This window comes from Micromonospora sp. NBRC 110038 (assembly GCF_020884815.1).
GTDB lineage: Bacteria > Actinomycetota > Actinomycetes > Mycobacteriales > Micromonosporaceae > Micromonospora > Micromonospora haikouensis.
On the sequence record NZ_BBOL01000001.1, the window covers coordinates 1,099,553 to 1,125,659 of the forward strand.

22 protein-coding genes and 5 tRNA genes are annotated in these 26,107 nt (G+C 72.4%); 18 read left to right on the forward strand and 9 right to left on the reverse strand.

What is annotated here, in order from left to right; translation table 11 throughout:
* Positions 1-28: 28 nt before the first annotated feature.
* From LPU61_RS04680 to bioB, 3 genes are read right to left on the reverse strand one after another with little or no spacing between them, the layout of a single operon-like run.
* Positions 29-535, reverse strand: a complete 507-nt coding sequence (locus LPU61_RS04680) for a GNAT family N-acetyltransferase (RefSeq protein ID WP_229404563.1) — start codon at positions 533-535, stop codon at positions 29-31.
* An 11-nt stretch (positions 536-546) separates the two neighbouring features.
* Positions 547-729 carry a hypothetical protein gene (locus LPU61_RS04685; protein ID WP_043962582.1) on the reverse strand — a complete coding sequence of 61 codons (183 nt, stop codon included), beginning with the start codon at positions 727-729 and terminating at the stop codon, positions 547-549.
* Positions 730-743: 14 nt separating this feature from the next.
* Entirely contained in the window at positions 744-1,739 is a 996-nt protein-coding gene (bioB, locus tag LPU61_RS04690) for a biotin synthase BioB (RefSeq protein WP_229404225.1), read from the reverse strand.
* Between the two features lie 230 nt (positions 1,740-1,969).
* Between bioB and LPU61_RS04695 the strand changes: the two genes are divergently transcribed.
* Together LPU61_RS04695 and bioD are read left to right on the forward strand one after the other, a co-directional pair.
* Positions 1,970-3,106: an 8-amino-7-oxononanoate synthase gene (locus LPU61_RS04695; protein ID WP_229404564.1), complete on the forward strand. Its 1,137-nt coding sequence runs from the start codon at positions 1,970-1,972 to the stop codon at positions 3,104-3,106.
* A 61-nt stretch (positions 3,107-3,167) separates the two neighbouring features.
* A complete protein-coding gene (bioD, locus tag LPU61_RS04700; protein WP_043964245.1) occupies positions 3,168-3,872 on the forward strand; it encodes a dethiobiotin synthase in 705 nt (234 codons plus the stop codon).
* A gap of 43 nt (positions 3,873-3,915) precedes the next feature.
* Here bioD and LPU61_RS04705 read toward each other — a convergent pair whose 3' ends face one another.
* The gene (locus tag LPU61_RS04705) at positions 3,916-5,079 is read right to left on the reverse strand and encodes a cytochrome P450 (protein ID WP_374199587.1); all 1,164 of its coding nucleotides are present in this window, start codon (positions 5,077-5,079) and stop codon (positions 3,916-3,918) included.
* 9 nt (positions 5,080-5,088) lie between these two features.
* Positions 5,089-5,757 (reverse strand): methyltransferase, encoded by a 669-nt coding sequence (locus LPU61_RS04710; RefSeq protein WP_043962585.1) that lies wholly within the window; start codon positions 5,755-5,757, stop codon positions 5,089-5,091.
* Between the two features lie 180 nt (positions 5,758-5,937).
* On the opposite strand from LPU61_RS04710, the gene LPU61_RS04715 reads away from it, so the two are divergent.
* Complete coding sequence (locus tag LPU61_RS04715; RefSeq protein WP_229404226.1) at positions 5,938-6,795, forward strand: hypothetical protein; 858 nt, start codon at positions 5,938-5,940, stop codon at positions 6,793-6,795.
* Between the two features lie 96 nt (positions 6,796-6,891).
* Complete coding sequence (locus tag LPU61_RS04720) at positions 6,892-8,052, forward strand: alkane 1-monooxygenase (RefSeq protein ID WP_043962586.1); 1,161 nt, start codon at positions 6,892-6,894, stop codon at positions 8,050-8,052.
* Positions 8,053-8,177: 125 nt separating this feature from the next.
* Here the strand turns inward: LPU61_RS04720 and LPU61_RS04725 are convergent, their stop codons facing one another.
* Complete coding sequence (locus tag LPU61_RS04725) at positions 8,178-8,849, reverse strand: TetR/AcrR family transcriptional regulator (RefSeq protein ID WP_043962587.1); 672 nt, start codon at positions 8,847-8,849, stop codon at positions 8,178-8,180.
* Positions 8,850-9,319: 470 nt separating this feature from the next.
* Between LPU61_RS04725 and LPU61_RS04730 the strand changes: the two genes are divergently transcribed.
* From LPU61_RS04730 to LPU61_RS04740, 3 genes are all read left to right on the forward strand, one after another.
* Positions 9,320-9,392: transfer RNA gene (locus LPU61_RS04730), tRNA-Gly, on the forward strand.
* Positions 9,393-9,426: 34 nt separating this feature from the next.
* Positions 9,427-9,497 (forward strand) — tRNA-Cys (locus LPU61_RS04735).
* Positions 9,498-9,510: 13 nt separating this feature from the next.
* A tRNA-Val gene (locus LPU61_RS04740) sits at positions 9,511-9,585 on the forward strand.
* A 90-nt stretch (positions 9,586-9,675) separates the two neighbouring features.
* On the opposite strand, the gene LPU61_RS04745 is transcribed toward LPU61_RS04740, so the two are convergent.
* On the reverse strand, positions 9,676-9,915 hold the full coding sequence (locus LPU61_RS04745) for a DUF6458 family protein (protein WP_043962588.1): 240 nt from the start codon (positions 9,913-9,915) through the stop codon (positions 9,676-9,678).
* 161 nt (positions 9,916-10,076) lie between these two features.
* Between LPU61_RS04745 and LPU61_RS04750 the strand changes: the two genes are divergently transcribed.
* The 6 genes from LPU61_RS04750 (at position 10,077) to recQ (ending at position 20,472) form a co-directional block, all read left to right on the forward strand.
* A tRNA-Gly gene (locus LPU61_RS04750) sits at positions 10,077-10,149 on the forward strand.
* 64 nt (positions 10,150-10,213) lie between these two features.
* A tRNA-Val gene (locus LPU61_RS04755) sits at positions 10,214-10,288 on the forward strand.
* Between the two features lie 913 nt (positions 10,289-11,201).
* A complete protein-coding gene (locus LPU61_RS04760; protein ID WP_229404227.1) occupies positions 11,202-13,682 on the forward strand; it encodes an alpha/beta hydrolase-fold protein in 2,481 nt (826 codons plus the stop codon).
* A 117-nt stretch (positions 13,683-13,799) separates the two neighbouring features.
* Entirely contained in the window at positions 13,800-14,846 is a 1,047-nt protein-coding gene (locus LPU61_RS04765) for a LacI family DNA-binding transcriptional regulator (protein ID WP_199485994.1), read from the forward strand.
* A 294-nt stretch (positions 14,847-15,140) separates the two neighbouring features.
* Positions 15,141-18,455, forward strand: coding sequence for a glycoside hydrolase family 3 C-terminal domain-containing protein (locus tag LPU61_RS04770; RefSeq protein WP_229404228.1), 3,315 nt, complete (start codon positions 15,141-15,143; stop codon positions 18,453-18,455).
* Between the two features lie 178 nt (positions 18,456-18,633).
* Positions 18,634-20,472, forward strand: a complete 1,839-nt coding sequence (gene recQ / locus LPU61_RS04775; protein ID WP_229404229.1) for a DNA helicase RecQ — start codon at positions 18,634-18,636, stop codon at positions 20,470-20,472.
* A gap of 45 nt (positions 20,473-20,517) precedes the next feature.
* Here the strand turns inward: recQ and LPU61_RS04780 are convergent, their stop codons facing one another.
* Positions 20,518-21,108, reverse strand: coding sequence for a TetR/AcrR family transcriptional regulator (locus LPU61_RS04780; protein WP_043962591.1), 591 nt, complete (start codon positions 21,106-21,108; stop codon positions 20,518-20,520).
* A gap of 99 nt (positions 21,109-21,207) precedes the next feature.
* Here LPU61_RS04780 and LPU61_RS04785 point away from each other — a divergent pair, with 99 nt between their 5' ends.
* Together LPU61_RS04785 and LPU61_RS04790 are read left to right on the forward strand one after the other, a co-directional pair.
* Entirely contained in the window at positions 21,208-22,131 is a 924-nt protein-coding gene (locus LPU61_RS04785; protein ID WP_043962592.1) for an NmrA/HSCARG family protein, read from the forward strand.
* An 88-nt stretch (positions 22,132-22,219) separates the two neighbouring features.
* Positions 22,220-23,218, forward strand: a complete 999-nt coding sequence (locus LPU61_RS04790) for an NAD-dependent epimerase/dehydratase family protein (RefSeq protein WP_229404230.1) — start codon at positions 22,220-22,222, stop codon at positions 23,216-23,218.
* Positions 23,219-23,279: 61 nt separating this feature from the next.
* Here the strand turns inward: LPU61_RS04790 and LPU61_RS04795 are convergent, their stop codons facing one another.
* Complete coding sequence (locus LPU61_RS04795) at positions 23,280-23,684, reverse strand: nuclear transport factor 2 family protein (protein WP_229404231.1); 405 nt, start codon at positions 23,682-23,684, stop codon at positions 23,280-23,282.
* 86 nt (positions 23,685-23,770) lie between these two features.
* Between LPU61_RS04795 and LPU61_RS04800 the strand changes: the two genes are divergently transcribed.
* The 3 genes from LPU61_RS04800 to LPU61_RS04810 all read left to right on the forward strand — a co-directional run bounded on the left by LPU61_RS04800 (position 23,771) and on the right by LPU61_RS04810 (position 25,566).
* Positions 23,771-24,583 (forward strand): helix-turn-helix domain-containing protein, encoded by an 813-nt coding sequence (locus LPU61_RS04800; RefSeq protein ID WP_229404232.1) that lies wholly within the window; start codon positions 23,771-23,773, stop codon positions 24,581-24,583.
* A 70-nt stretch (positions 24,584-24,653) separates the two neighbouring features.
* Complete coding sequence (locus LPU61_RS04805) at positions 24,654-25,001, forward strand: hypothetical protein (protein WP_043962594.1); 348 nt, start codon at positions 24,654-24,656, stop codon at positions 24,999-25,001.
* Between the two features lie 67 nt (positions 25,002-25,068).
* The gene (locus LPU61_RS04810; RefSeq protein WP_229404233.1) at positions 25,069-25,566 is read left to right on the forward strand and encodes a DinB family protein; all 498 of its coding nucleotides are present in this window, start codon (positions 25,069-25,071) and stop codon (positions 25,564-25,566) included.
* Positions 25,567-26,107: the final 541 nt, after the last annotated feature.

Consider the following 26,107-nt stretch of genomic DNA (forward strand, 5'->3'; position numbering starts at 1 on the left):
GGCAACAACCTGCTGGAGGCCGGCTGACTCAGCCGGACAGGTCCTCCGCGAGCAGGTCCATCAGCAGCGCGTCGTGCCAGCTCCCGTCCGCGCCACGCTCGTAGCGGCGCATGATGCCCACCGGACGGAACCCCACCTTCGCGTACGCCCGGATGGCCGCCGTGTTCGCCGCCGCCGGGTCGATGGTGAACCGGTGATGGCCGTACTCGTCGATCAGGTGCCGGGCCAGCGTGCGGATCGCGTCCCCGCCCAGCCCGACGCCGCGTACCGCCGGGTCGAGGAAGACGTCCAGGCTGGCGTGGCGGTAGTCCGGGTCGGTCTCGGCGTACCACTGGATGGCCCCGACGACCCGGCCGTCGTGCTCGACGGCGTACACCGTGAGGTCGTCGTCGCCGAGGTCGGCGCGGACGGCCTCGGTCAGGTCGTCGCCGCCGCGCCACCAGCGGCGCACCTCCGGCGTGGCCCGGATCGCCGCGAGGGCCGGCACGTCGTCGGCCGTCACCGGTCGCAGCGTGACCGCCCTGCCCCGCAGCACCCGCACCGGCCTCAGCCCCGCAGCTCGCCGTGCTCGACGCAGACCGCCGCCCAGCCCACCGGCAGCACCTGCACCTTCATCCGGCGGCGGCAGCGCGCGCAGAACCGGGGCGGCTCCAGCTCGCGCGCCGCCCGGCACGCCGCGTGGCCGCCGCCGTCGGCCGGCTCCCCGCACCGGTCGCACCACACGGCCATCGTCGAGGTCCCCGTCACAGCGTCGCGGAGAGCGCCTTGACCGGCATCTTCAACTCGGTCAGCAGCGCCAGGTCGTCGGTCGCCGGGCGGCCCAGCGTGGTCAGGTAGTTGCCGACGATGACCGCGTTGATGCCGCCGAGCAGGCCGTCGCGGGTGCCCAGGTCGCCGAGGGTGATCTCCCGGCCGCCTGCGTACCGGAGGATGGTGCGCGGCATGGCCAGCCGGAACGCGGCGATGGCCCGCAGCGCGTCCTTGCCCTCGACGACCGGGCGGTCGCCCAGCGGGGTGCCCGGCCGGGGGTTGAGGAAGTTCAGCGGCACCTCGTGCGGGTCCAGCTCGGCCAGTTGCGCCGCGAACTCGGCCCGCTGCTCCACGGTCTCGCCGAGGCCGAGGATGCCGCCGCAGCAGACCTCCATGCCGGACTCGCGGACCATCCGCAGCGTCTCCCAGCGCTCCTCCCACGAGTGCGTGGTGACCACGTTGGGGAAGTAGGAGCGGCAGGTCTCCAGGTTGTGGTTGTAGCGGTGCACGCCCATGTCGACCAGCTCGTCGACCTGCTCCTGGCTGAGCATGCCGAGCGACGCGGCGACCTGGATGTCGACCTCGGCCCGGATCGCGGCGACGCCCTCGCGCATCTGCTTCATCAGCCGGGCGTCGGGGCCGCGCACGGCGGCCACGATGCAGAACTCGGTCGCCCCGGTCGCCGCCGTCTGCTTCGCCGCCTCCACCAGGGAGGGGATGTCCAGCCAGACCGAGCGGACCGGCGAGGCGAACAGCCCGGACTGGGAGCAGAAGTGGCAGTCCTCCGGGCAGCCGCCGGTCTTCAGCGACACGATGCCCTCGACTTCGACCTCCGGCCCGCACCAGCGCATCCGCACGTCGTGGGCCAGCTGGAGGGCGGCCGGGAGGTGCTCGTCGGGCAGGTTCAGCACCGCGAGGACGCCGGCCTGGTCGAGGCCGACGCCGTTCTCCAGCACCTGGTTGCGGGCCTGGTCGAGGATCTCTGGCATGGCTCGTACCCTACAAGGCGCCCGGCGGCGAAGAAACGCCCGAGCGCGGCCCGAGCCCCCGCACCGGAGCCCGGCCCGAGCCTCCCGCACCCGAGCGCTGCGCCCGAGCGTGGCCCGGCCCCCCGCGCCCGAGCGGTGGCGGCACCGCGCGCCGGCCCGCGCCACGCCGCGGCGCGGCCGACTGGTGGTAACTTCGCCCGGCGGAGACGGCGGGGGAGGGGAGCGTGGCGGTGGCGGACTGGCTGGCGGCGCTGCACCGCCGCGCCGAGCTGCGGGCGAAGGCGGGGCTGACCCGCCGGCTGCGCCCCCGTGCCGCCGGCGACGCCGTGGTCGACCTGGCCGGCAACGACTACCTCGGCCTGGCCACCCACCCCGAGGTCACGGCCGCGGCCGGGCGGGCCCTTGCGGCGTACGGGCTGGGCGCCACCGGTTCCCGGCTGGTGCGCGGCTCCACCGACGTCCACCACGGTCTGGAGGCGGCCCTCGCCGACTGGCTCGGCGTCGACGGCAGCCTCGTCTTCTCCTCCGGCTACCTGGCCAACCTCGGCGCGATCCGGGCGCTGACGCAGCCGCGTACCCTGCTCGTCTCCGACGCGCACAACCACGCCTCGCTGATCGACGGCTGCCGCATCTCCGGCGCGGAGACCGTGGTGACCCCGCACGCCGACCCGGCGGCGGTCGCCGCCGCGCTGGCCGCCGCGCCGGGCCGGCCGGCGGTGGTGGTCACCGAGTCGGTCTTCTCCGTCGACGGCGACCTCGCGCCGCTGGCCGAGCTGCACGCCGTGGCCCGCCGGCACGGCGCGCTGCTGCTCGTCGACGACGCGCACGCGCTCGGCGTGCTGGGCCCCGCCGGGGCGGGCGGGGTGGCCGCCGCCGGGCTGGCCGGCGAGCCGGACGTGGTGGTCACCGCCACCCTCTCCAAGGCGCTCGGCGGCGCGGGGGGCGTGGTCGCCGGCCCGGCCGAGTTCGTCCGGCACCTGGTCGAGACCAGCCGGACCTTCATCTTCGACACCGCCCTGCCGCCCGCCGTCGCCGCCGGGGTGCGCGCCGCGCTCGACCTGGCCCGCGCCGGCGACGACCTGCGCGCCGAGCTGGCCGAGCGGACCGTGCTGGCCGTACGCCGGCTGCGCGCCGCCGGGCTGGAGGTCTCCGCGCCGGACGCCGCCGTGGTCTCGGTGACCGCGCCGGGCCCCGAGGCGGCCACCGCCTGGGCCGCCGACTGCGCCGACCGGGGGGTGGCCGTGGGCTGCTTCCGCCCGCCGTCGACGCCGGACAGCCGGTCCCGGCTGCGACTGACCGTCAACGCCGGGGTGGCCCGGGCGGACTTCGGGCGGGCCCTCGACGTGATCGTGGAATGCGCCCCGTGACCGGCGCGGGCGCGGGCGGACGGGCGGAGGTGACGCCGTGAGCGCGGCGTGGACCGGGCCGGTGCTGATCACCGGCACCGACACGGGGGTCGGCAAGACGGTGGTGACCGCGGCGGTGACGGCCGCGGCCCAGGCGGCCGGGCTGCGGGTCGCCGTGGTCAAACCCGGACAGACCGGCACGGCCACCGGCGACCCGGGCGACGTCGACACGGTGACCCGGCTGGCCGCCCCGCTCACCGGCCGCACCCTGGCCAGCTATCCCGACCCGCTCGCCCCGCTGGCGGCGGCCCGGGTGGCCCAGCTGGAGCCGCTGGAGCTGTACGCCGCCGTCGACGCGATCCGCGAGGAGGCCGACAAGCACGACCTCGTGCTGGTCGAGGGGGCCGGCGGGCTGCTCGTGCCGATGGGGCTGCGCCCCTCCGGCGAGGCGTGGACGCTGGCCGACCTGGCGGTGTCGCTCGGCGCTCCCGCCGTGGTGGTGGCCCGTGCCGGCCTCGGCACCCTCAACCACACCGCGCTGACCCTGGAGGCCCTCGACCGGCGCGCGGTGCCGGCCGGCGTGGTGATCGGCGCGTGGCCGGCGGAGCCGGAGCTGGTGCACTGGGCGAACCTGACCGAGCTGGTGCCGCACCTGATCGGCGCGTTGCCGGCGGGCGCCGGGGCGATGGACCCGGGGGTCTTCCGCCGGTCCGCGTCGGGCTGGCTCACCCCCGCCCTGTACGGGGTGCTCGACGACTGGCGGGCCTGGGCCGAGGACGCCGGCTGACCGGCCGGCGGTAGCGGCTGGCGGCAGCGGTCGGCACAGGCGGTCAGCGGCGGGCGACCACGAAGGCGTCGGGCATCCGGAAGGTGAGGTTGTCCGGGCACCACGGCGGCCGGAGCACGCGTACGCCGTCGAGCAGCGGCGCGGCCTCGGCGACGACCACGGCGGCCTCCAGCCGGGCGAGTTGCGCGCCGACGCAGCGGTGCGCACCCGCCCCGAACGCGAGGTGCCGGCGCGAGCCGGGCTGCCCGGGGCGGAACTCGTCGGGGGCGGCCACCACCTGCGGGTCTCGGCCGGCGCGGGCCAGCCACAGCACGACGCTGGTGCCCGCCGCGACGGGCGTGCCGCCGAGCGTGGTGTCGACGGCGGCGACCCGCCGCCAGGTGACGATCGGCGGTTCCAGCCGCAGCCCCTCCTCGACCACGTCGGCGACGTCGATCGTGCCGGCGCGCAGCCCGGCGCGTACCGCCGGCTCGGCGGTGAGCCGGTGCAGCAGCAGGGTGAGGAACTGCGAGGTGGTCTCCTGGCCGGCGACGAGCAGGAAGAACAGCGCGCCGACGACCACGTCGGGGGAGTGGCCGGCGGCGCGCAGCCGGGCGGCGAGCCCGCCGCCGGTGGCGGCGAACGCCCGCAGCACCCGGTGGAACCGGCCCACCTCGGCGGCGAGGGCGGCCTGCCGGTCGGCGTCGAGCGGGGCCCAGAACAGCTCCAGGGCCGCGCGGGCGAACTCCTTCACCGCGCCGACCGGCGCGTCGGGCAGCTCGACGAGCCGGGCCAGCGCGAGCAGCGGCAGGTCCGCGGCCAGGCCGGCATACAGATCGACGGGTACGCCCGCGTCCAGCTCCGCCCGCAGCCGGGCGACCCGGTCGCGGACGAGGTCGGTGAGCCAGGGCCGCTGGGCGGCGACCCGGCTCGGGTGCAGGGCGTCGGCGACGATGCCCCGGATCTGCGGGTGGCTGGCCCCGCCGTTGTTGGCCAGGGTCGGCGGCAGCCGGAACCGGTGCCCGGCGAGCACCCGCAGGGCGGCCACCGGGATCGGGGTGACCGCGTCGAGGGCGTTGTCGGGCCGGAAGGTCACCGGGTCGGCGAGCACCCGTCGCACCAGCGCGTGCCGGGTCACCACCAGGTGCGCCGCGCCCACGTGGTCGGTCACGGTCGCGATGTCGGGCCACGGCCCGTCGACGGCGTCGCCCCAGCCCCGGAACAGCACCGGGTCAACCTAGCGGGCGGCCCCCGGCGGCGCGGGGTCGAGTTCCCACACGGTGGTGTGCTTCACCCGGACGCTCTCCAGGGCCTCGGGCACCGGCACGTCGTAGCCGGCCAGCTCGCGGAACCGCTCGCGGGGCAGGAACGCCCGGCCCGGGTCGCCGACCAGCACCCGCGCGCCGGACCGGGCGGCCCGCAGCAGGAAGCGCAGCATCCGCCGGGCCATCGCCTCGCTGTAGAAGACGTCCCCGGCGAGCACCACCTCGGCGTCGCCGGCGTCGCCGTCGAGGACGTCGCCGAGTGCGGCATCGACGCGTACCCCGTTGGCCTCGGCGTTGAGCGCGACCGCCGCCACCGCGCGTTCGTCGACCTCCGCGGCGCGCACGGCCGCCGCGCCCGCGCGGGCGGCGGCGATGGCGACCAGGCCGGAGCCGGAGGCCAGGTCGAGCACCCGGCGGCCGGCGACGACCTCGGGGTGGTCGGTGACGTACCGGGCGAGCGCCTGCCCGCCGGCCCAGGCGAACGCCCAGAACGGCGGCGGCTGCGAGCTGCGGAACTCGCCCTCGGTGAGTTCCCACAACCCGATCGGTTCGTCGGCCTGGTGCAGGCGGACCTCGGGGACGAAGGCCACCGGGGCGAGCCGCGCGTGCAGCCTCACGAAGGCCGCGGAGAGATCGGACACGCCACCGATTGTCCCTGCCCGGCGATCCCGGGCGTGTCGCGGGTGGACGGTCACCGGTTCACCACTGTCGGTGAGATGACCCCCCGGGCTTCGCGGTACGTGCGAACACGCCCGTCTACCCGGTTGTCCGGTTCGCCCATAGCGTTGCCGGATGGATGGATCCGACGGGAGGCGAGGGCGGTGGTGACGGTGGTGCGGTACGCGCTAAGGGTCGGGGTGGTGCTGGCCTGCCTGTCCGGAGCGGGGGTCGGCGTCGCCGCGCCGGCTCGGGCGGCGGCGGCCGGGTTCGCCACCGAGCTGAGCGGCCTGCCGACGGAGTTCACGGCGGGCGACGGGGTGCAGACGGTCTCGGCGGTGGTGTCGCGCCGCGACGGCGGCTGCGTGAAGGTCCGCTGGTCGATGGTGCTCACCGTGCAGGGGCTGCGGCTGGACCAGGTGAAGATGGACCGGATCGAGGAGACCGGGCTGTTCCCCCTGGAGATCCGGACGCAGGGCAGCACGGCCCGGCTGACCGACCGGCAGCTCGACCCGGGCACGCTCTGCCCGGGCCGCACGGTGACCGCCCGCTACCGGGTGGCCTTCGCCGAGGACGTCACCCGGGGGCGGGTGACGCTGGCCGCCGAGGCGTACGACGCGCAGTCGCGGCTGCTGGCGCGGCAGGCGGCGACCCGGGAGGTGATCGGGGCGGAGGTCGAGGCGACCCCGACCGCGGCGGCCCCGACGGACGAGCCGTCGGCGGACCCGACGGACGAGCCGCTGGAGCCGGCCGGGGTGGACGACGAGGTCGAGCCGAGCGAGGAGGTGGTGGCCGAGGTGCCCCCGGCCGCGTCGGGCGGGCGTCCCGTGTCGTCGTCGGGCGGCTTCGGGGTGGTGCAGGCGGCGTTCCTGCTCGGCGCGCTGCTGCTGTCGCTCGGGGTGGGGCTGCTGCTGCGCCTGCGGCAGCTGACGAAGACGGCCGAGGCCGGCGAGCCGGCCGTCGGGCTGGACTTCGAGCGGGCCGCCCCGCCGCAGCGGGGGTGGGGGCTGCTCCGCCGCTGACGCCGCACCGGCGCGTGCTTTACAAAACTCCGACTCTTGTAAAACGTCGTGACGCGTGCCACAGTCAGGGCGTACCCGAGAGATCGGAGACCGGCGATGACCGCTGGCGCGCCCGCGACCGCACCGCCCACCGCCTGGCGCGACCCGCGCCGGCCGCTCTGGCCGCTCGCCCTGCTGGTGCCGGCGCTGCCCTTCGCCTCGTGGCTGGCCTGGCGGGGCGGCGCCGGCTCGTGGGCGTGGTGGCTCGCGCCGGTGGTGGTCTTCGGGGTGATCCCGGTCGTCGACCTGCTCGTCGGCGACGACCGGCGCAACCCGCCGGAGGAGGCGGTGCCGCGCCTGGCCCGCGACGGCTACTACCGCTGGCTGACCTACCTCTACCTGCCCGCCCAGTACGCCGGCCTGGTGCTCGGCTGCGCCGTGTGGGCCTCGGGCGGGCTGCGCCCGCTCGGCGCGGCCGGGCTGGTCGCCACCCTCGCCGTGGTCGACGGCATCGCCATCAACACGGCACACGAGCTGGGGCACAAGCGGGAGAAGCTGGAACGCTGGCTGTCGAAGGTGGCCCTCGCGCCGACCGGCTACGGGCACTTCCACGTCGAACACAACCGGGGCCACCACGTCCGGGTCGCCACCCCGGCCGACCCGGCCAGCTCCCGGCTCGGGGAGAGCTTCTACGCCTTCTGGCCGCGCACCGTCGCCGGCAGCCTGCGCTCGGCGTGGCGGCTGGAGGCGGGCCGGTTCCGCGCCCGGGGGCGCAGCCCGTGGACGTACCGCAACGAGATCCTCACCGCGTGGGCCATGACGCTGGTGCTGTTCGCCGCCCTGGCCGCCGCGTACGGGCCGCAGGTGCTGCCGTTCCTGCTGCTCCAGGCCGTGTTCGGCTTCTCCCTGCTGGAGGTGGTCAACTACCTGGAGCACTACGGACTGGCCCGGCGGCGCAACCCCGCCGGCCGCTACGAGAAGGTGGACGCGCGGCACAGCTGGAACAGCGACCGGACCGTCACCAACGTCTTCCTGTTCCAGCTCCAGCGGCACAGCGACCACCACGCCAACCCGCTGCGCCGCTACCAGACGCTGCGCAGCTTCGACTGTTCGCCACAACTGCCCGCCGGGTACGCCACGATGGTCGTGGCCGCCCTCGTGCCGCCCGTGTGGCGGCGGGTGATGGACCACCGGGTGCTCGCCCACTACGGCGGGGACCTGGAGCTGGCCAACGTCCACCCGCCGGCGCGGGCCCGCCTGCGCCGGCTGGCCGGCTGACTCGGCGGGCCGGCTGGTCAGGCTGGCAGGCTGATCCGGCTCACGGCGTCGGGCGAGGCCGGGTCGGTCGGGTCGTGGCGTCGGGCAGGTCGGTCGGCTCGTGGCGTCGGGCCGGGCCGGGCCGGTCAGCTCACGGCGTCGGGCTGGGGTTGGGGCTGCGCGGCCCGGCGGGAGCGATCCTGCGCGGGGGCGGACCAGTCGAGCTGGGCCGGCTCCAGGCCGAGTTCGCGGGCGGCGGCCAGGCGGATCCACTCGGCGAACTGCCGGCGCGAGATCACCCGGTCGTGCACGGCGAACTGCACGGCGAGGCCGTCCATCATGGCGTTGATCCGCCACGCCGCGCCCGCCGGGTCGGCGCACTCGAACACGCCCTCGCGCACCCCGTCGGCGATCACCGCGGCGAGATCCTCCCGCCAGCGCAGGTCGAGCCGGCGGGACACCTTCTCCAGCTCCGGGACGCGCAGCGACTCCGACCACCCGTCGATCCACATGGACCACGAGGTCGGCCGGCCGGTCGGGGCGTAGAGCTTGAGCATCCGCCGGAGCTTGACCAGGGGCGAGGCGGCGGACCGGACCACGGCGTCGAGCCGGGCGAGATCCTGCTCCACCGCGTAGGCGAAGGCCTGGGAGAGGAGTCGCTCCTTGGTGGCGAAGTGGTAGAAGACCAGCGCCTGGCTGACCCCCGCCGCCTGGGCCACGTCGGCCGTGCGGGTGTTGGCCAAGCCCCGTTCCGCGATCACGTCACAGGCCGTGCGCAAGAGGGCATCCAGGCGGATCTCGGCGGCACGTCTCGTCACGTCGCTACCGTAACCTATCCGTTCGTGCACAAACAGTGACCGCCCCGGCGGATTCGATCCCCCGAGTCGGAAGTAGGACACTTTCCTAGTCCTTGTCGGCCATGTCCGCTCCTGTCGTGGGGCGTCCTGTCCAGTCTCCTAGGAAGCCTACGGGGTGTGTGGCGCGCCGCCATGTCCGCGACCACGCGGGCTGGCCTCGGCGGTGCCGGGGACGCGGCGGAAAGCTCCGTGTCGCCGACATGGGGCCTTCCGCCGCACGGGGATACCGCCATGTCGGCGACATGGCGACGCGGTCATCCCTCGCCTGGCCCGAGCGGGCCCGTCGGGCGGGGGAGGCGGGCGGCCAGTCGGGGCGGGCCCGTCGGGCGGGGCGGCGGCCTGGGCGGACGCGCCCGGCGGCCCCCCGATTTGGCAACCGCTCGCGGGCTCGGCTAAAGTTCTCATCCGTCACCGGAAAACGCCGGGGGCATGCGGACGTAGCGCAGCTGGTAGCGCATCACCTTGCCAAGGTGAGGGTCGCGGGTTCGAATCCCGTCGTCCGCTCGGATCTGCCGCCACGCATGTCGGGGGCAACCTCGGTGGAGTGGCCGAGAGGCGAGGCAACGGCCTGCAAAGCCGTGTACACGGGTTCAAATCCCGTCTCCACCTCGGCAGTTGACGAGGGCGATTGGCGCAGTGGGAGCGCGCTTCCTTGACACGGAAGAGGTCACTGGTTCAAACCCAGTATCGCCCACCACGGGTAACGGCCCGGCACCACACAGGTGCCGGGCCGTTTCGCCGTCCAGGGGGGAACGCGTCGAGGGGCAGGATCTCGACGACGGGCCGCCTACAGCGGCGGCGCGACGTCCCGACGCTCCTCGACGCGGCGGTACTCGACCGGCTCGGTGGTGGTGACCACCTCGCGACGGCGGCCCCAGACCAGCGTGGTCATGACGAGGCCGAGCGCCCCGGCGGCCATCAGGATCCAGCCGACGACGTCCAGGTCGACACCGCCGACGGTGGCGTCCATGGCGAACGTGAGGATCGCGCCGACCGCGATCAGGAAGATGCTCGTACCGATACCCACGACAGCCTCCTTCGGGGGATGCAGTGTGCTGTCGAGGTGGACAAGTACCCCGTCGGTGACCTGGGTAATCGGCGGCGCGCGCCGCGCACCCGAGGGGAGTTTGTTCGGCGATCTTGCCATCGGGTACAGTTCACCCCGTCGCCGGCGAACGCTGGCGGCACGCGGACGTAGCGCAGCTGGTAGCGCATCACCTTGCCAAGGTGAGGGTCGCGGGTTCGAATCCCGTCGTCCGCTCGCGATCCGCCCCGTGGGGCCGACCGCAGCCGGGGCCGGCTTCTCACGCCGGGCCGGCGAGCGCGGGCGATTGGCGCAGTGGGAGCGCGCTTCCTTGACACGGAAGAGGTCACTGGTTCAAACCCAGTATCGCCCACCATCCATGTGTGCTGCGCAGAAAGTCCGTTACCGGCCTCCGGTAACGGACTTTGGTGTTTCTGCTCCTTACGTTGCGAGCGGGTTGGGAGCCCGTGATCGTTCAGCTTTCCGCGCGGGCTGGTTCGCGGTGTGGGCGGGGGTCGGGCCCCAGGGTCGTTGAACGGCGGGCGGGCGGCGCGGGGGATGGGCGTCTGTCCGGTGCCAGGACACATTCGATGGCCGTGGCCTGGTGTTCTGACGATCGGCTCAGGCTGCTCGACGTACCCGTCGAGCCCTCGTCGGTGTTGTACGGCCGCGTGCGACGGGAGGACGACGGTCGGGTCGCCGCACCTCAGGTGCAGCAACCGCGACCGTGCCGGTGATCATCAGCCTGGACCGAGAACTCCCAGCTCACGGCGTGTGCGGCGGATTCTGGCCGACTACCGGGGTCGCCAACGGCGTCCACGGCGTCGAACCAGCATCGACCTTCCTCAATGGACAAGCCGCTGACCTGCTGAAATTGTCGCTCCCGTAGTTCGGTGGGATTGGTGTGGGCCGTATTCCCGCAGAGTAGGTCGATGTACGGACGTCAATAGCGTCGAACGGCATGAAACTGCAGTTCAACAGGCGTCAACTGCCTTGAAGTGGCGGCCTGCCATGGTGGCTTTGCTGGATGGCCTCTTTGTCGTCGGAGAAGCCCGGGTGGTGTCGAGTGCAGGGTTCACCACGAGGTCATGGAGGCGTGAAGAGGTCTCTTGCCATTCGTTCTACACCGGTGTAGGAAATGTAGTGCCGCTGGTGTGGATGTGGGCCGTCGTGGCTGTCGGGAAGGTCTCGGTAGTCGATCTCGATGGTGAGGCGCGTGCCTTCGATGCGGCAGGCCTTGACGCTCTGAGAGGAGCAGCAACGCGATGTCACACAGCAGTGGCCCCCGAATGACCAGCCTTGTCGCAGCCGCGGCTTTGGTGGTGTCAGCCATCGCGGCCGCCCCGGCGGCTGCCGCGACCGACACGTGGCATTCGCACGACGACGTCTATCACTACTTCAAGGTGCCGCAGTTGCAGGTCATCAGCATCGTCGGTGGCACGCCGGCGGCGCTCGAGCTGGAGGCGAACATTGGCCCGAGCGGCACCTGGTCGGCGCTCGCGCTCGACCCGAGTGGCTCGGACTACGCCGCGAACGTCGGTCCGCTCGAGCCCGGGCTGTACTACTACCAGTACACCGCGACCATGCAGGACAGGTCGAAGGTGTCCTTCCGCCAGCCTGGCAGCCCGGTGGCGGTGACGTCGAAGCCGAACTGGAACACCTTCTTCGTGCCGGGTGAGTCGGTCGAGTGGATGGACGACATCGCCGCGGGCGGGACGGTGGAGGAACTGTCCTACCCGAGCGCGACGGCGGCGCAGCGCCGCACCGCCCTGGTGTGGACGCCGCCCGGCTACGACGCCGCCCGGGCCGAGGCGTACCCGGTCCTGTACCTGCTGAGCAGCGAGGGCCAGACCGCTCGTGAGTGGCTGGAACTTGGCCGGGCGAAGCAGATCCTCGACAACCTGGTCGCAGGCAGGGACGCCAAGCCGATGGTGGTCGTGATGGCCGACGCCAACTCCGCCGACCCCCGCGCCGAGCTGCTCAACGCCATCGTCCCCGCAGCGCGGGCCGGCTACAACGTCTCGTCTCGGCCCCAGAGCCAGGCGCTGGCCGGTGTCGCCACGGGTGCCGAGCAGGCGATGAGCATCCTCCGCAGCGATCCCGGCGCGTTCGCCTACGTCGGCTCCTTCTCTGGCTCCGTCGACGGCCCGATCACCAAGGCGGAGGCCAAAGCGATCAACAAGGGCACCGAGCTACTCCGGGTATACGTCGGCAACACGCTCGACCCGTCCTACAACGACAACTACCACCTGCTGGCGGACCTGAAGAAGTCCGGAGTGAAGTTCGAGTTCGATGGCGTCAACCCCGACGACGGCGCCACCTGGGACGCCTGGCGGGAGAACCTGCGAGACTTCGCCGCTCGGCTCTTCGGACAGAAGGTCGTCTCCCACGGCGCCAGCAAGGGGCACCGTGCGCTGACCCGGCCGTACGCGCCCCCTCCGGCCGGGTCGATCACGACCCCGCACATCGACCCCCATGGCATCGTCACGTTCGAGACCGGCACCCAGTGGGCTGGCGCCAAGGACGTCACGATCTGGGGCAACTGGGCCCCGAACGGCCAGTGGTTCCGGATCCCGATGGACAAGCAGCCCGACGGTCGCTGGCGCAGCACGATCGGACCGCTCGACGGCTACCACTACTACCGGTACGTGGTCGACGGCGTTGACAAGAAGGACCCCGCCGACACCGTCAACACCCATGTGATGGAGTCGCAGCTCTTCGTGCCGGGCGAGTCCGACGCGATGCTGGCCGACGTCCCCGAAGGCAGGGGCGGCACGGTCTCGCTGATGACCTACGACGGAGGCCAGGGCGCAGAGCGCTACGCGTACGTCTGGACGCCGCCCGGCTACGATGCCGACCGCGCAGCTGCCTACCCGGTGCTGTACCTGTACCACGGCGGGGGCCAGAACTACGGCAGCTGGATCGAGACCGGGCGTGCCAGACAGATCCTCGACAACCATTACCTCAACGGGACAATGGTGCCGATGGTCGTGGTCATGCCCGACCAGAATGGCGTCGACTTCTGGACCGACCTCAGCCAACACGTGATGCCAACCGCGGCGGAAGAGTACAACATCTCGACTGATTCGGATGAGCAGGCGCTCGCCGGTCTGTCGTGGGGAGCCATGAACACCCTCGGCACGTGGCTCAACCACCCGGGCGAGTTCGCCTACATCGGTGCCTTTTCCGGGGGCCTGCTCTCCTACCCCACCGTCGACGCCCAGGCGGTCAACGAAAGCACCAAGCTGGCAAGGCTGTACTCCGGTGACGTCGACTTCACGTACTCGTTCACGCAGGAGGCAATGCAGTGGCTGACCTCCCAGGGCATCGAGTACGAGTACGCCGGCACCTGGGTCGGACCGCATGGCTTCGACATCTGGATGGCGAATCTGATCGACTTCGTGCCGCGGCTTTTCGCGCCTGAGTACCGGTTCGGCGGGGTGCGGCCACCGCTGGCCGGCGACGGCTCCGACGTCGTCGAAGCCGGACGCCCCGTGCCGGTCAAGTTCGCCTTGACCGACGCAGACGGCGAGACGGTAACCGACGCGGAGCCGCGCATCTACCTCGTGAAGAAGACCGACGGCGTGGCCGGCAACCGCGTTCCGGCCGCACCTGTCCGGAAGGGGGCGGACAACACCGCACGCTACAGCGCCGCAAGAGACGAGTACGTCTTCCACTGGGACACCACCGGGCTCGCCCGGGGCGCCTACGAGCTGCAGATCGACCTGGTCCGCGGCTCCGTGCACACCATCGCCCTGACCATCAGCTGACCTCGCGTCACGCGGCCGGCCCGCCCCGGACCGGGCGGGCCGGCCGCTGCTGCCGGGGGTCGTGAAGGGGGCAGACTTATGCGCTGGCCGACCTTTTCACGAGCGGCGGGAGGGGCTGTGGCACGCAAGACCAACGGGTCGGCGACGATGCGCGACGTCGCGCGACTCGCCGGTGTGTCGATCAAGACGGTGTCCAACATCCTCAACGGCTATCAGTACGTGCGTCCGGAGACCCGCGAGCGGGTGGACGACGCGATCCGTGAGCTGGGCTACCACGTGAACGTGTCGGCGCGGAACCTGAGCCGAGGCCGCACGGGGGCGATCGCTCTGGTGCTGCCGGCGCTGCGCGGTGTCTACTTCGCCGAACTTGCGGACGCCGTCATGCGTGAGGCGTCCAGGCGGGGCCTGACCGTCTTCATCGAGCAGACCAACGCCGAGCGCGACCGCGAGTTGCGGGTCCTGGACGGCAGCTACCGGTCACGCTTCGACGGCGTGCTGTACTCCCCGCTCGCGCTGGGCCAGAACGACCTCCCGCTGTTCGACGTCGACTTCCCCCTCGTGCTCCTGGGTGAGCGGGTGTTCGATGGCGGCGTCGACCACGTCACGATGAGCAACGTCGAGGGAGCACGTGCGGCGACCGAGCACGTCCTGGACCGCGGAGCGACCACGGTGGTTCCCCTGGGAGTCAAGGACGACCCGTCGCCGAGCAGCGGGACGCTGCGGTTCCAGGGCTTCCGGGACGCCCTCCGGTCGCGAGGGTTGGACGTCGACCCACGCGCGATCATCGGTGTACCCGACTACTTCCACGCCACCGGCGCCACGACGATCGCTCGTATCCTTGACAGCGGCGTCGAACCCGACGCGGTTGTGGCCTTCACCGACACCCTCGCGCTGGGCGCGCTTGCTGCCCTTCAGGACCGCGGTCTACGGGTTCCCGAGGACGTCCTGCTGATCGGCTTCGACAACATCGACGAGGCGAACTACTCCCGACCTCCACTGAGCACCATCGATCCCGGACGCGACGTGATCGCACACCGGGCGGTCGCGCTGTTGGAAGAGCGGATCCAGCTTCAGTTCGACGGCGTGCCGCGAGAGGAGCGGCCGGCGCCCCGACGGATAGTCATCGACTTCGAACTGATCCAGAGGCAGTCGACGCTGCGCTGAGGCCGTCCTGCCACACCGGTTGCGCAATCGAGGGCGAACCGCTACCCCGCACCCGATCCTACGAACCGACCCTTGTCACCCGAAACCCCGACCACCCCACCGACAAGACAACCCCAGCCAGCAACCGACCACACTCCCTGCCGTGACGGTATGGGGCATCGACACTGCGAAACCATCGATAAATTTGAGTTCTTCAACGCGAAGGGGAGGGGATCCTCGATGGTGAAGACCAGTTCTGCGCCCTCGCGAGCAAGGGGGCGCGGCAGAGGCGCCAGGAGTCCAGGACGCAGGTCCTTGGCGTTCGGGCTGGCGTGGGCTGTGGCGGCGAGCGGGCTCGCCGCGTTCGCGCGGCCGGCTTCGGCCTCCGCCGAGGACACGCCGGCGTACCGGAACACCTCGCTGCCATTCAGTGTCCGTGCGGCGGACCTGGTTTCGCGCATGACGCTGGAGGAGAAGTACGACCAGCTCATAGCGATGCAGCCGCATGCGACCTGGCGTCCGAAGCCGAAGGCGATCGACCGGCTCGGCGTGAAGTCGTACGGATACTGGGGAGAGGCGAACCACGGGATCTACTTCCCGACCGTCCCCGGCAACGGCAACTACACGCAGTACCCACAGAGCACCTCGATCGCATCGACGTGGAATCCGGGCATCACCCGGGAGATCGCCGGCGGTATCGCTGACGAGGCCCGCGTGACCTACAACACGTCCTGCCCGCCGGGTGTGACGAACCCCGACCCCGCCGGTGGCGCCTGTCACGGCCTGACCTACTGGTCGCCGAACCAGAACCTCAACCGCGACCCCCGGTGGGGGCGGGCGGACGAGTCCTACACCGAGGATCCCTTCCTGGCAGGCCAGGTGGCCGGCGCCTTTGTGACCGGTCTACAGGGCGACACCGCGTCACGTCCCGACACGGTTCCCACCGGAGCGGCCGACTACATCCAGGCGGTCGCCACGCCCAAGCACTACCTGGCGAACAACTCCGAGGCGAACCGTGACTTCGGCACGTCGAACATCACCGAGCGATCGATGCACGAGTACTTCCTGCCGCCCTTCGCGGCCTCGGCCGGCGAGGCGGGCGCGCGGTCGCTGATGGCCGCCTACAACGCCTTCTCCGTGGTGGAGGACTACACCACGGACTACCCGTCCGCATCGAGCTACCCCACCCTGTGGAGCCCCCGCGACAATGTCACACCCGGCGGCACGCCCGGGACGCCGGCCGCGGCGAGCCGGTACGCCATCGAGACCATGCTGCGCAGGTCGTACGGCTTCGACGGCTTCGTCGTCTCCGACTGCGATGCGATCACCCGCGTGCACGGAACCGGGACGTCAGGACACTCGTGGCAGCCCGTCCAACTCGGCGGGCAGACGCAGATCAGCAAGACCCTCGGCAACGCCTGGGCGCTCAAGGCCGGCACCGATCTTGACTGCTCGGGCGGCGACTACCCGACGGCGAGCGGACTCCCGGCAGCTCAGAGCCAAGGCTTCGTCAGCGAGGCCGACGTCGACATCGCGCTCGTGCGCGCCTTCACCGCGCGGTTCCAGCTGGGTGAGTTCGATCCCGTCGCCTCGGTCCCGTGGAACAGCGATTCCTACTCGCTGTCGGAGGCCGGCGATCCCGATGTGAAGCTGGCTTCGCCGGCGCACCGTGCGGTCGCGCACGAGTCTGCCCTCGAGGCACCCGTGCTGCTCAAGAACGCCGGCGGAGCGCTCCCGTTCGCGGGCGCGGCGTCCGGCAAGACCGTCGCCCTCGGGCACGTGGACACCCTCAACAACTTCCAGTCGGGCTCCTACTCCGGGCCCACGGCGGTCGACACCACCTTCGCCCAGGCGTTGGCCGAGCGGACGGGGTCGGCTCCCTCGGCCGTGACCGCGGGCTCCACTACGCCGTTCCTGTCCAGCCACCTTGCGGTGTTCCCCGACGTCCTCGACGCCAACGGCACCGCGATCACCACCTCTGTGTGCGCCAGCAGCCCCTGCGATCCCGTAGCGGACGCGGCGACCGCCGAATACCAGATCTCCCAGGCTGACAATGTCGTGGTCGTCGTCGGTCACCGAAACAACGACGGCGGAGAGGGCACGGACCGCTCAACAGTCGTCATGCCGCGCATGCAGGCCGAGCTGATCCGGGACTCGATCGCCCCGCTCGCACAGAAGTACGGCAAGAAGATCGCGGTGTGGATCCAGGCCAAGACCATGGTCGACGTCAGCGCGTTCAAGGACCTGCCGAGCGTGGGGGCGATCGTCTGGTCGTCCTTCAACGGCATGTACCAGGGCAAGGCGATGGCCGAGTTGCTGTTCAACGACGCGGTGGCGCTGGAGGACGGGCGTACCGCGGTGGCCAACTTCTCCGGCAAGCTGCCGCTGACCTGGTACTCCGACGTCGATGCACAACTCGGGCCGGCGGCCGCTCCGGACCGCGCGATCGAGGACTACCGGATGACCAGGGCGGAAGGTGCCAGGTGCGGCCGGACCTACCTCTACTACCAGGTCGGTCCTGATTGCGCGGCTCCCCACTATGTGTTCGGTCAGGGCCTGTCATACTCGCCCTTCGGCTACGGCACCCCGAGACTGTCGTCCTCGAAGATCACTCCCGACGAATCGGTGACGGTCTCGGTGCCCGTGTCGAACCGGGCCGCCAATCGCCCGGGCAAGGCTGTCGTGGAGGTCTACGCCAGAGCTCCGCAGGGCGCCGACGGTAGCCAACGCCCGCTCAAGCAGCTGAAGGGTTTCGTCAAGAGCGGCCTGATCGCTGCGAAGACCAAGACGGTGAAGGTCACCATCGACGCCGGTGACCTGTGGTTCTGGGACGACGTGAAGCACAAGAAGGTGTTTCCCACGGGCGACTGGACCATCCTGGCCGGGCCGAGCTCGGCCGACGCGGACCTGAAGTCGGTGAAGCTGCGGGTGACCGGACGCCGGACGCCCGGAGTCGAGGTGGTCTCGGCCCAGCCGGACGCCACCGAGTTGAGCCTGGACACCCCCGACAACCGGATCAACGCGCGACTGTCGGTCACCAAGCACGACATGACGTTCTGGAAGCTGTCCGATCGGGCGCTCAAGGTGACGTACACCTCCTCCGACCCGTCGGTCGCGACGGTCGACGCCCGCGGCTCGGTCAAACCGGTGTCCACCGGTGCCGTCCTGATCACGGCCAGGGCCACCGCCAACGGGCAGAGCAGGTCGACCACGTTCCCGGTCGTGGTGACCTCCGGCGCACCGGACGCCACCGGCTCGGCGTTCCCGAACGCTTACCCGTCGCGGGTCAACTTCGGGGATCGGGCAGTCAGGCTCGACCAGGCATCCTCGGGGACGCAGCTGTCCGCGCGTGTGTTCCCGACGGACCCGACAGCGACGTACGGTTACCAGATCGCCCCGATGGACACCAACACCGCCGGTGCGAGCGTCACCCCGGCGGGAGTCCTGACCGCGGCGAGGACCGGGCACGTGCGGGTAACCGTCACGGCAACCAGTGCCGGCGTACAGACGTCGGAGTCCGCCCTGATGACGATCACACCCGGGCGTCGGTGGGACACCACCGGGCTCGTCCCGGGCCCCCACGATTGGAGATCGACCTGGGCGACGGCTCCGTTCACGCCATCGCCCTGACCATCGACTGACCTCGCGTCACGCGGCCGGCCCGCCCCGGACCGGGCGGGCCGGCCGACGGGTGACCGGCGACCACGAGGGCAGGGTGCACCTGTGCGGCTGGGATCTGGCGGGCTACTTCGCCGCCGGGCCGGCCGGGTCCGGCGACGGTGTCGGGGCGCCCTCGTAGACTCGCCGGATGACTTCCCCCAGCGACACGCTCGCCGAGACTCCGCTGGGCGTGCTCCGGCGGGTCTTCGGCTACGACGCCTTCCGGGGCGAGCAGCAGGAGATCATCGACCACGTGGTCGGCGGCGGCGACGCCCTGGTCCTCATGCCCACCGGCGGTGGCAAGTCGCTGTGCTACCAGATCCCCGCGTTGGTGCGCGACGGCGTCGCGGTGGTCGTCTCCCCGCTGATCGCCCTCATGCAGGACCAGGTGGACGCGCTCACCGCCGTCGGGGCGCGGGCCGGCTTCCTCAACTCCACCCTCGACCCCGACGCCCGCCGCCTCGTCGAGGCCCAGTTCGTCGCCGGTGAGCTGGACCTGCTCTACCTCGCCCCCGAGGCCCTGGGCAGCGGGGGCACGCTGCGGCTGCTCGACCGGGGCCGCATCGCGCTGTTCGCCATCGACGAGGCGCACTGCGTGGCGCAGTGGGGTCACGACTTCCGCCCCGACTATCTCGCGCTGTCGATGCTGCACGAGCGCTGGCCCGACGTGCCGCGCATCGCGCTGACCGCCACGGCCACCGCCGAGACCGCCAGGGAGATCGCCACCCGGCTGGACCTCACGGCGGCCCGGCACTTCGTGGCCAGCTTCGACCGGCCCAACATCCAGTACCGGATCGTGGCCAAGCGGGAGCCCCGCAAGCAACTGCTCGACCTGATCCACGCCGAGCACCCCGGCGACGCCGGCATCGTCTACTGCCTCTCCCGGGCCTCCGTCGACAAGACCGCCGAGTTCCTCGTCGCCAACGGCGTCGCCGCGTTGCCCTACCACGCGGGGCTGGACGCGGCCACCCGCGCCACGAACCAGAAGCGGTTCCTGCGTGAGGACGGCCTGGTCATGGTGGCCACCATCGCCTTCGGCATGGGCATCGACAAGCCCGACGTGCGGTTCGTCGCCCACCTCGACCTGCCCCGCTCCGTGGAGGGCTACTACCAGGAGACCGGCCGCGCCGGCCGCGACGGCCTGCCGTCGACGGCCTGGCTGGCGTACGGGTTGCAGGACGTCGTGCAGCAGCGCAAGATGATCGACTCCTCGGAGGGCGACGCGGCGCACCGGCGGGTGCTCGCCGCCCACCTCGACGCCATGCTCGCCCTCTGCGAGACCGTCGAGTGCCGGCGGGTGCGGTTGCTCAGCTACTTCGGGCAGGACAGCGGGCCGTGCGGCAACTGCGACACCTGCCTGGAGCCGCCGGAGTCGTGGGACGGCACGATCGCCGCCCAGAAGCTGCTGTCGACGGTGCTGCGGCTGCACCGCGAACGCAACCAGAAGTTCGGCGCGGGCCAGTGCATCGACATCCTGCTCGGCCGGCGCACCGAGAAGGTCGTCCAGCACCGCCACGACACGCTGTCCGTGTTCGGCATCGGCGAGGAGCTGAGCGAGGCCGAGTGGCGGGGCGTCGTGCGGCAGTTGCTCGCCCAGGGCCTGCTCGCCGTCGAGGGCGACTACGGCACCCTCGTGCTCACCGACGCCAGCGCCGAGGTGCTGGGCCGCCGCCGGCAGGTGCCGATGCGCCGCGAGACCGTCCGGCCGCCGAAGGCGCGGTCGGCGGCGAAGGCCCGCCCCGGGGCGGCGGCCGTCGTCGAGCTGCCGGCCGGGGCCGAGCCGGTGTTCGAGCGGCTGCGCGCCTGGCGGGCGGCCACCGCCAAGGAGCAGGGCGTCCCCGCGTACGTGGTGTTCCACGATGCCACGCTGCGCCAGATCGCCGCCGACCCGCCGTCGACGCTGGACGAGCTGGCCCGGGTCAACGGCGTCGGCGAGGCCAAGCTCGCCCGCTACGGCGAGCACCTCCTCGCCGCCCTGGGCGAGTAGGCAAGGGCACCCTGTTAACGCATTCCGTAGAGCAGGGGCCCCTTATTAGCGCTCGCTCCTAGCTGGGCTCAGCCCCGCCACCGCGAGGCGGAACAGCCGGTCCGCCCGGGCGGCGGGGTCGGGGTGGTGCTCGGTGCCCAGGGCGATGCCGACGACGAGCGCGATCAGGTCGGCGGCGGTGACGTCGGGCGCCACCGCGCCGTCCTGCGCGGCGCGGCGCAGCAGCGGGTCCGCCGCCTCCTGGATCGCCGCCGCACACGTGTTTCCGTGCACCGGGTCCGGCGGGACGTCGCCGTAGGCCAGCGTGGCCGCCAGCCCTCGGGCGGTGACGCAGTAGGTGACGACGTCGGACAGCCAGTCCAGGAGGGCGTCCCGGCTGTCGCCCCTGTCGGCCAGGTCGCGGGCGCGGGCGCTCAGGGTGTCGATCCGCCTGCTGGAGACGGCTTCCAGCAGCGCGCGGCGGGTGGGGAAGTGCCGGCGCACGGTCGCCGAGCCGACGCCGGCGGTGCGGGCGATCTGCTCCAGGGATGCGCCGCCGCCGTGGGCGGCGACCTCCTGCTCGGCCACGGCGAGGATGCGCGCGTAGTTGCGCCGGGCGTCGGCGCGCTGGCGGTCGGCGGGCTGGTGGTCGGGCATGGCGTCAGCTCCGAGCTTGCTAAGTGGCGGGCCCCGCCGTATCGTACCGGCCTATAAACGGCGGGCCCCGCCGTTTAAGGCCGAGCGCTCAGGAGCGACATGTCCGCAGATTCCGCACCCGTCCTGGTCACCGGCGCCACCGGCCGGCAGGGCGGCGCGACCGTCCGTGCCCTGCGCGCGGCAGGCGTGCCCGTCCGGGCCCTGGTGCGTGACCCGCACACCGACCGGGCCACGGCCGTCGAGGCGCTCGGCGTCGAACTGGTCACCGGTGACCTGCGCGACCGCGACTCCGTGACCCGCGCCGCGCAGGGCGCCCGCGCCGTCTTCTCCGTGCAGATGCCCGACATGAGCACCGGGGTCCCCGACTTCGCGGGGGAGGTCGTCCAGGGCGTCAACCTCGTCGAGGGCGCGAGGGCCGCCGGGGTGCCGCAGTTCGTGCACACCTCCGTCACCGGCGCCGGCCAGCACACCGAGGCCCCCGGCTGGGCCGAGGGCCGCTGGGCCATGATGGAACCCGTCCTGGGAGCCAAGAGCGAGATCCAGGATCGGGTACGCGAGGCCGGCTTCCCCCACTGGACGCTGCTCAAGCCGGGCTTCTTCATGGAGAACTTCCTGCCGTCCATGGCGTACCTGTTCCCGCGCGGCATCGCGGGCGGCCTGGTCAGCGTCCTGCGCCCCGAGACCCGGCTGTCCCTGGTCGCGGTGGACGACATCGGCCGGGCCGCCGCGGCGGCCATCGCCGACCCGGAGCGCTTCGACGGGGTCGAGCTGGAGCTGGCCAGCGACCACCTGTCGATGACGGAGATCGCACAGACCCTCTCCCGCGTGCTGGGCACGCCGCTCGCCGCGCCGGACATGACCGAGGAGGAGGCCATCGCCGCCGGCATGCCGCCGATGGGCGTCACGCACGAGTGGATGAACGCGGTCGGCCAGCCGGGTCGACCGGAGTACGCGAGGGACCTCGGTATCCCGCTCACCAGCTTCGCCGCCTGGGCGCGGGAGCACCTGGGCTCCCACGTGTGACCTGGGCGGCCCGGGTTCTGCTGTCGGCAGATCCGCTGGGGGTGAACACCCGTCGCGGCCGGGCCGCCGCCCGGGTCAGGGTGGGACGATGAGACTCCTGGTGCTGGGCGGGACAGGCTTCGTGGGTGGGGCGACGGTAGCCGAGGCGGTGCGCCGCGGCTGGTCGGTGACGGTGTTCAACCGGGGGGTGAGCGGCGCGCTGCCGGCGGGCGTACACCAGTTGCGGGGTGACCGGGACGCGCCCGGCGGGCTCGCCGCGCTGGCCGACGGCGAGTGGGACCTCGTCGTCGACACCTGGGACGGCGCGCCCCGCGCGGTCCGCGACGCCGCCCGCGCCCTGCGCGACAGGGCCGGCTGGTTCGGGTACGTCTCCAGCGGGTCCGTCTACACCCGGCCGGTCCCGTTCGGCGTCGGCGAGGACGCGCCCACCGTCGCCGCCGAGCCCGACGCCGTCGACGGCTCCTACGCGCAGTTCAAGGCCGGTGGGGAACGGGCCGCCACGGCGGTGTTCGGCGACCGGGCCCTGCTGGCCCGCGCGGGGCTGATCCTCGGCCCCGGGGAGGACATCGGCCGGCTGCCCTGGTGGCTGCACCGGGTCGCCCGGGGCGGCGACGTGCTCGCCCCCGGCCCCGTCGACCTGCCCCTGCAGTACGTCGACGTCCGCGACCTGGCGGCGTGGCTGCTGGACCGGGGCGTGGCGGGCGACGGCGGGGCGTACAACGTGCTGTCGCGGACCGGGCACGCGACGATGGGTGAGCTGCTCGACGCCTGCGTCGCCGCCACCGGCTCGACCGCCCGGCTGCGCTGGACCGACCCGGACACGATCCTCGCCGCCGGGGTGGAACCGTGGAACGACCTGCCGATCTGGGTCCCCCTCGGGCACGAGTACCGCTGGTTGCAGGAGCGCGGCGTGCAGCGGGCGCACGCGACGGGGCTGACGTGCCGGCCGGTGGCCGAGACCGTCGCCGACACCTGGGCCTGGCTGCGCGCGGTGGGTGGCGTGCCGCCGCGAGCCGGCCGCCCGGCGCGCCCGCCGGTGGGCCTGGACCCGCAGCGGGAGGCCGCCCTGCTCGCCGCCGCCGGCTGACCCCGGAGGCCGCCGGACGGATCGCCGTCCGGCGGCACGCCGGAGGTGGCCCGTGCGCCGTCTACCGCCGAGCGGGTTCCCACCACGCCAGATTGGCGGCGACCTGGGCCGTCGGCTCGATGATCTCCCACCCCTCGGCGATCAGCCCGGCGTCGATCCGCCAGATGTCGACGACCGCGATCTCCGGCCCCGCATCGGGAAGCCACCGCCGCGAGTACACCACGACGTGATCACCGTCGGCGAGCACCTGATGAATCTCGACCTGCATGCCGACGAGCGGCACCAGCGCGGCGCGGACGGCGGCGAGCCATTCCCTCCTGGTCGACTTCACGGAGCCCGGTCTGTGGTGGACGAAGTCGTCGCTCAGGAACTGGGCGAGCGCATCGACGTCGCCCGTCTCGACCAGCCCGGCGAGCGCCCGCTGGACGATGCTCTTGTTCTGCGCACTGTTGTTCTGTGTGGTCATGGACGCAGTGTTTCCGTGGCCGCTCCGGTTGTCGATGACATCGGACTTCATGGCGCCCGGCGCGACGACGCGTACGCTTGGCGATCGTGCACACGGTCGGGGATCTCCTGCGGCAGTGGCGGCGACGCCGGGGACTGAGCCAACTGGATCTCGCGATCGCTGCCGACGTCTCGGCTCGCCACGTCAGCCTCGTCGAGACGGGCAGGTCCAAGCCGAGCGCCGGCATGATCCTCCGACTCGCGGACCAGCTCCACGTGCCGCTGCGCGATCGCAACCGGCTCCTGCTCGCCGGGGGCTTCGCGCCCCGGTACGCCGAGCGTCCCCTCGACGACGGCGCGCTGTCGGCGGCCCGCGACGCGGTCCGGCGGGTGCTCCGCGCGCACGAGCCGTATCCGGCGGTGGTCTTCGACCGCCGGTGGAACATCGTGATGGCCAACCGCGCCGTCGACCCGTTCTTCGCGCAGGTGGACCCCGACCTGCTGCGACCGCCGGTCAACCTGGTGCGGCTGGGGCTGGACCCGCGCGGCTTCGTCCGCATGGTCGTGAACCTCGCCGATGTGCGCGCGGTGTTCCGTGCCCGGATCTCCCGCCAGCTCGCCGTCGCCCCCGACCCTGAAGTCGCCGCACTCTACGAGGAGCTGCTGGCAGCCGCACCCGAGGACGCGTCGAGCCAACGGATCGACACCGACGTCGTGATTCCGATGATCCTGCGCATCGGCGGACGGGAGCTGCGGCTGTTCTCGACCATCACTACATTCGGCACGCCGATGGACGTCACGATCGACGAGATCGCGATCGAGTCCTACTATCCGGCGGATGCGGAAAGCGCCGCCTACTTTGCGGATCAGCGCCGCCCCGTGGTTGACACGCGGGCCTTCCCCGGTCAATCGTTGCATTGATGAGGGTCGTTTTGTGTTCGGGTTACACCGAACTCCGGCCCTTCCCCGAACGCCGTACCGGGAGGACGCCATGCGCAGATCCGTCAAGCCCGCCGCCGCAGGTCTCGCCGCAGCCCTGGTCGCCACGCTGGCCGTGGCGCTGCCGGCGTCGCCCGCAGCCGCCGGTGAGCCGTTCCAGAGCCCCGACACGGGCCTGGTCTTCTATTCGAGCTATCCGACCGAGATCGTCGGCAGGCAGGCCGCCCCGGACGGCGTCTGCCGTCCGGTCCCGGCCGACGCCACCTGGATGCTCGCCTGGAGCGGCGGCTTCGGCAGTGTCCCCGGCTACCAGACCCCCGACTGCAGCGGCCAGGCGTCCGAGCTGAACAACTTCCACAGTTGGCCGAAGGGGCGCTACCTCTCGTACCGGGCCGGCTGACCGCTGCTTCCGGTGGTCGTTCGTCCCGGTGGTCGTCTGCGGCGCGACGATCTGGAATGCTTCGGCCATGCCTTCCCTGCCGCCCACCTTCGCCGACCAGGTCATCGCACAGCCGGCCCGTGCCCAGTTCGAGGCGTTCATCGACGAGCACCGCAGTGCGCTCAACCACTGTCTGGACGGGCTGACGGAGGAACAGGCGCGCCGATCGCTGGTGCCCTCCCGGACCACGCTGCTGGGCCTGGTGAAGCACGCGACCTTCGTCGAGAGGGTCTGGTTCGACGAGGCCATCACGTGCCGGCCGCGCGTCGAGCTCGGCCTCCCCGCGGCCTCGGAGGACTCGTTCCTCCTCGACGACGGTGACACGATCGCCAGCGTCCAGCAGGCGCACCGCGAAGCCTGCGAGGCGGCCCGCCGGGCGACGTCGTCCCTGGACCTGGACGACGTCCTGCGTGGCAACCGGCGGGGCCCGCTGCCGTTGCGGTGGGTCTATCTGCACGTGCTGCGCGAACTCGCCCAGCACTGCGGGCACGCCGACATCCTCCGGGAGCAGATCCTCGACGAGTAGCGCGCGGAAGTCCGCCTCCGCCGTTTCGAGCCGGTGTCAGTGTGAGCGGGGACAAGCGCAGCGCGTGTCCCCGGGCGGCCACGAGACCCCACACAACGCCGCAGAGCGGAGGCCGGGGCAGATCTTGGTACGAAACGGCCCCTCTAGGGGCCGTTTCGTACCAAGATCTCTGAGCTCGCGAGCGTCGGCCGGCGCCGGGGCGCTTGCGCGGGACGGGTCAGGCGACGGGGCCCGCCTCGCGCTGACGATCGAGTTCGAGGGGCATTCGGTCGCGCTGGCGTTCTACCTGGCCTCGTCGATGTACGAGGCGATGGACGACACGCTGCGACTGGGCGGCCTGCCCGACCCGGCGGCGCTGCACGCCCGCTTCCTCGGCTGGGCGATGCGGTCCCGCCGCGCCCCGCCGACGGCGTAGCCGCTCCTGGACGCCCGCCGGCGGCGTACACGGCAACGGTGGTCGGCGGGTCGCGGCCGTCCCACACCGACGGCCGCGACCCGCCGCACCCGTGGCGGGGCTGGTCCCGGTGACCCCGCCACGGAT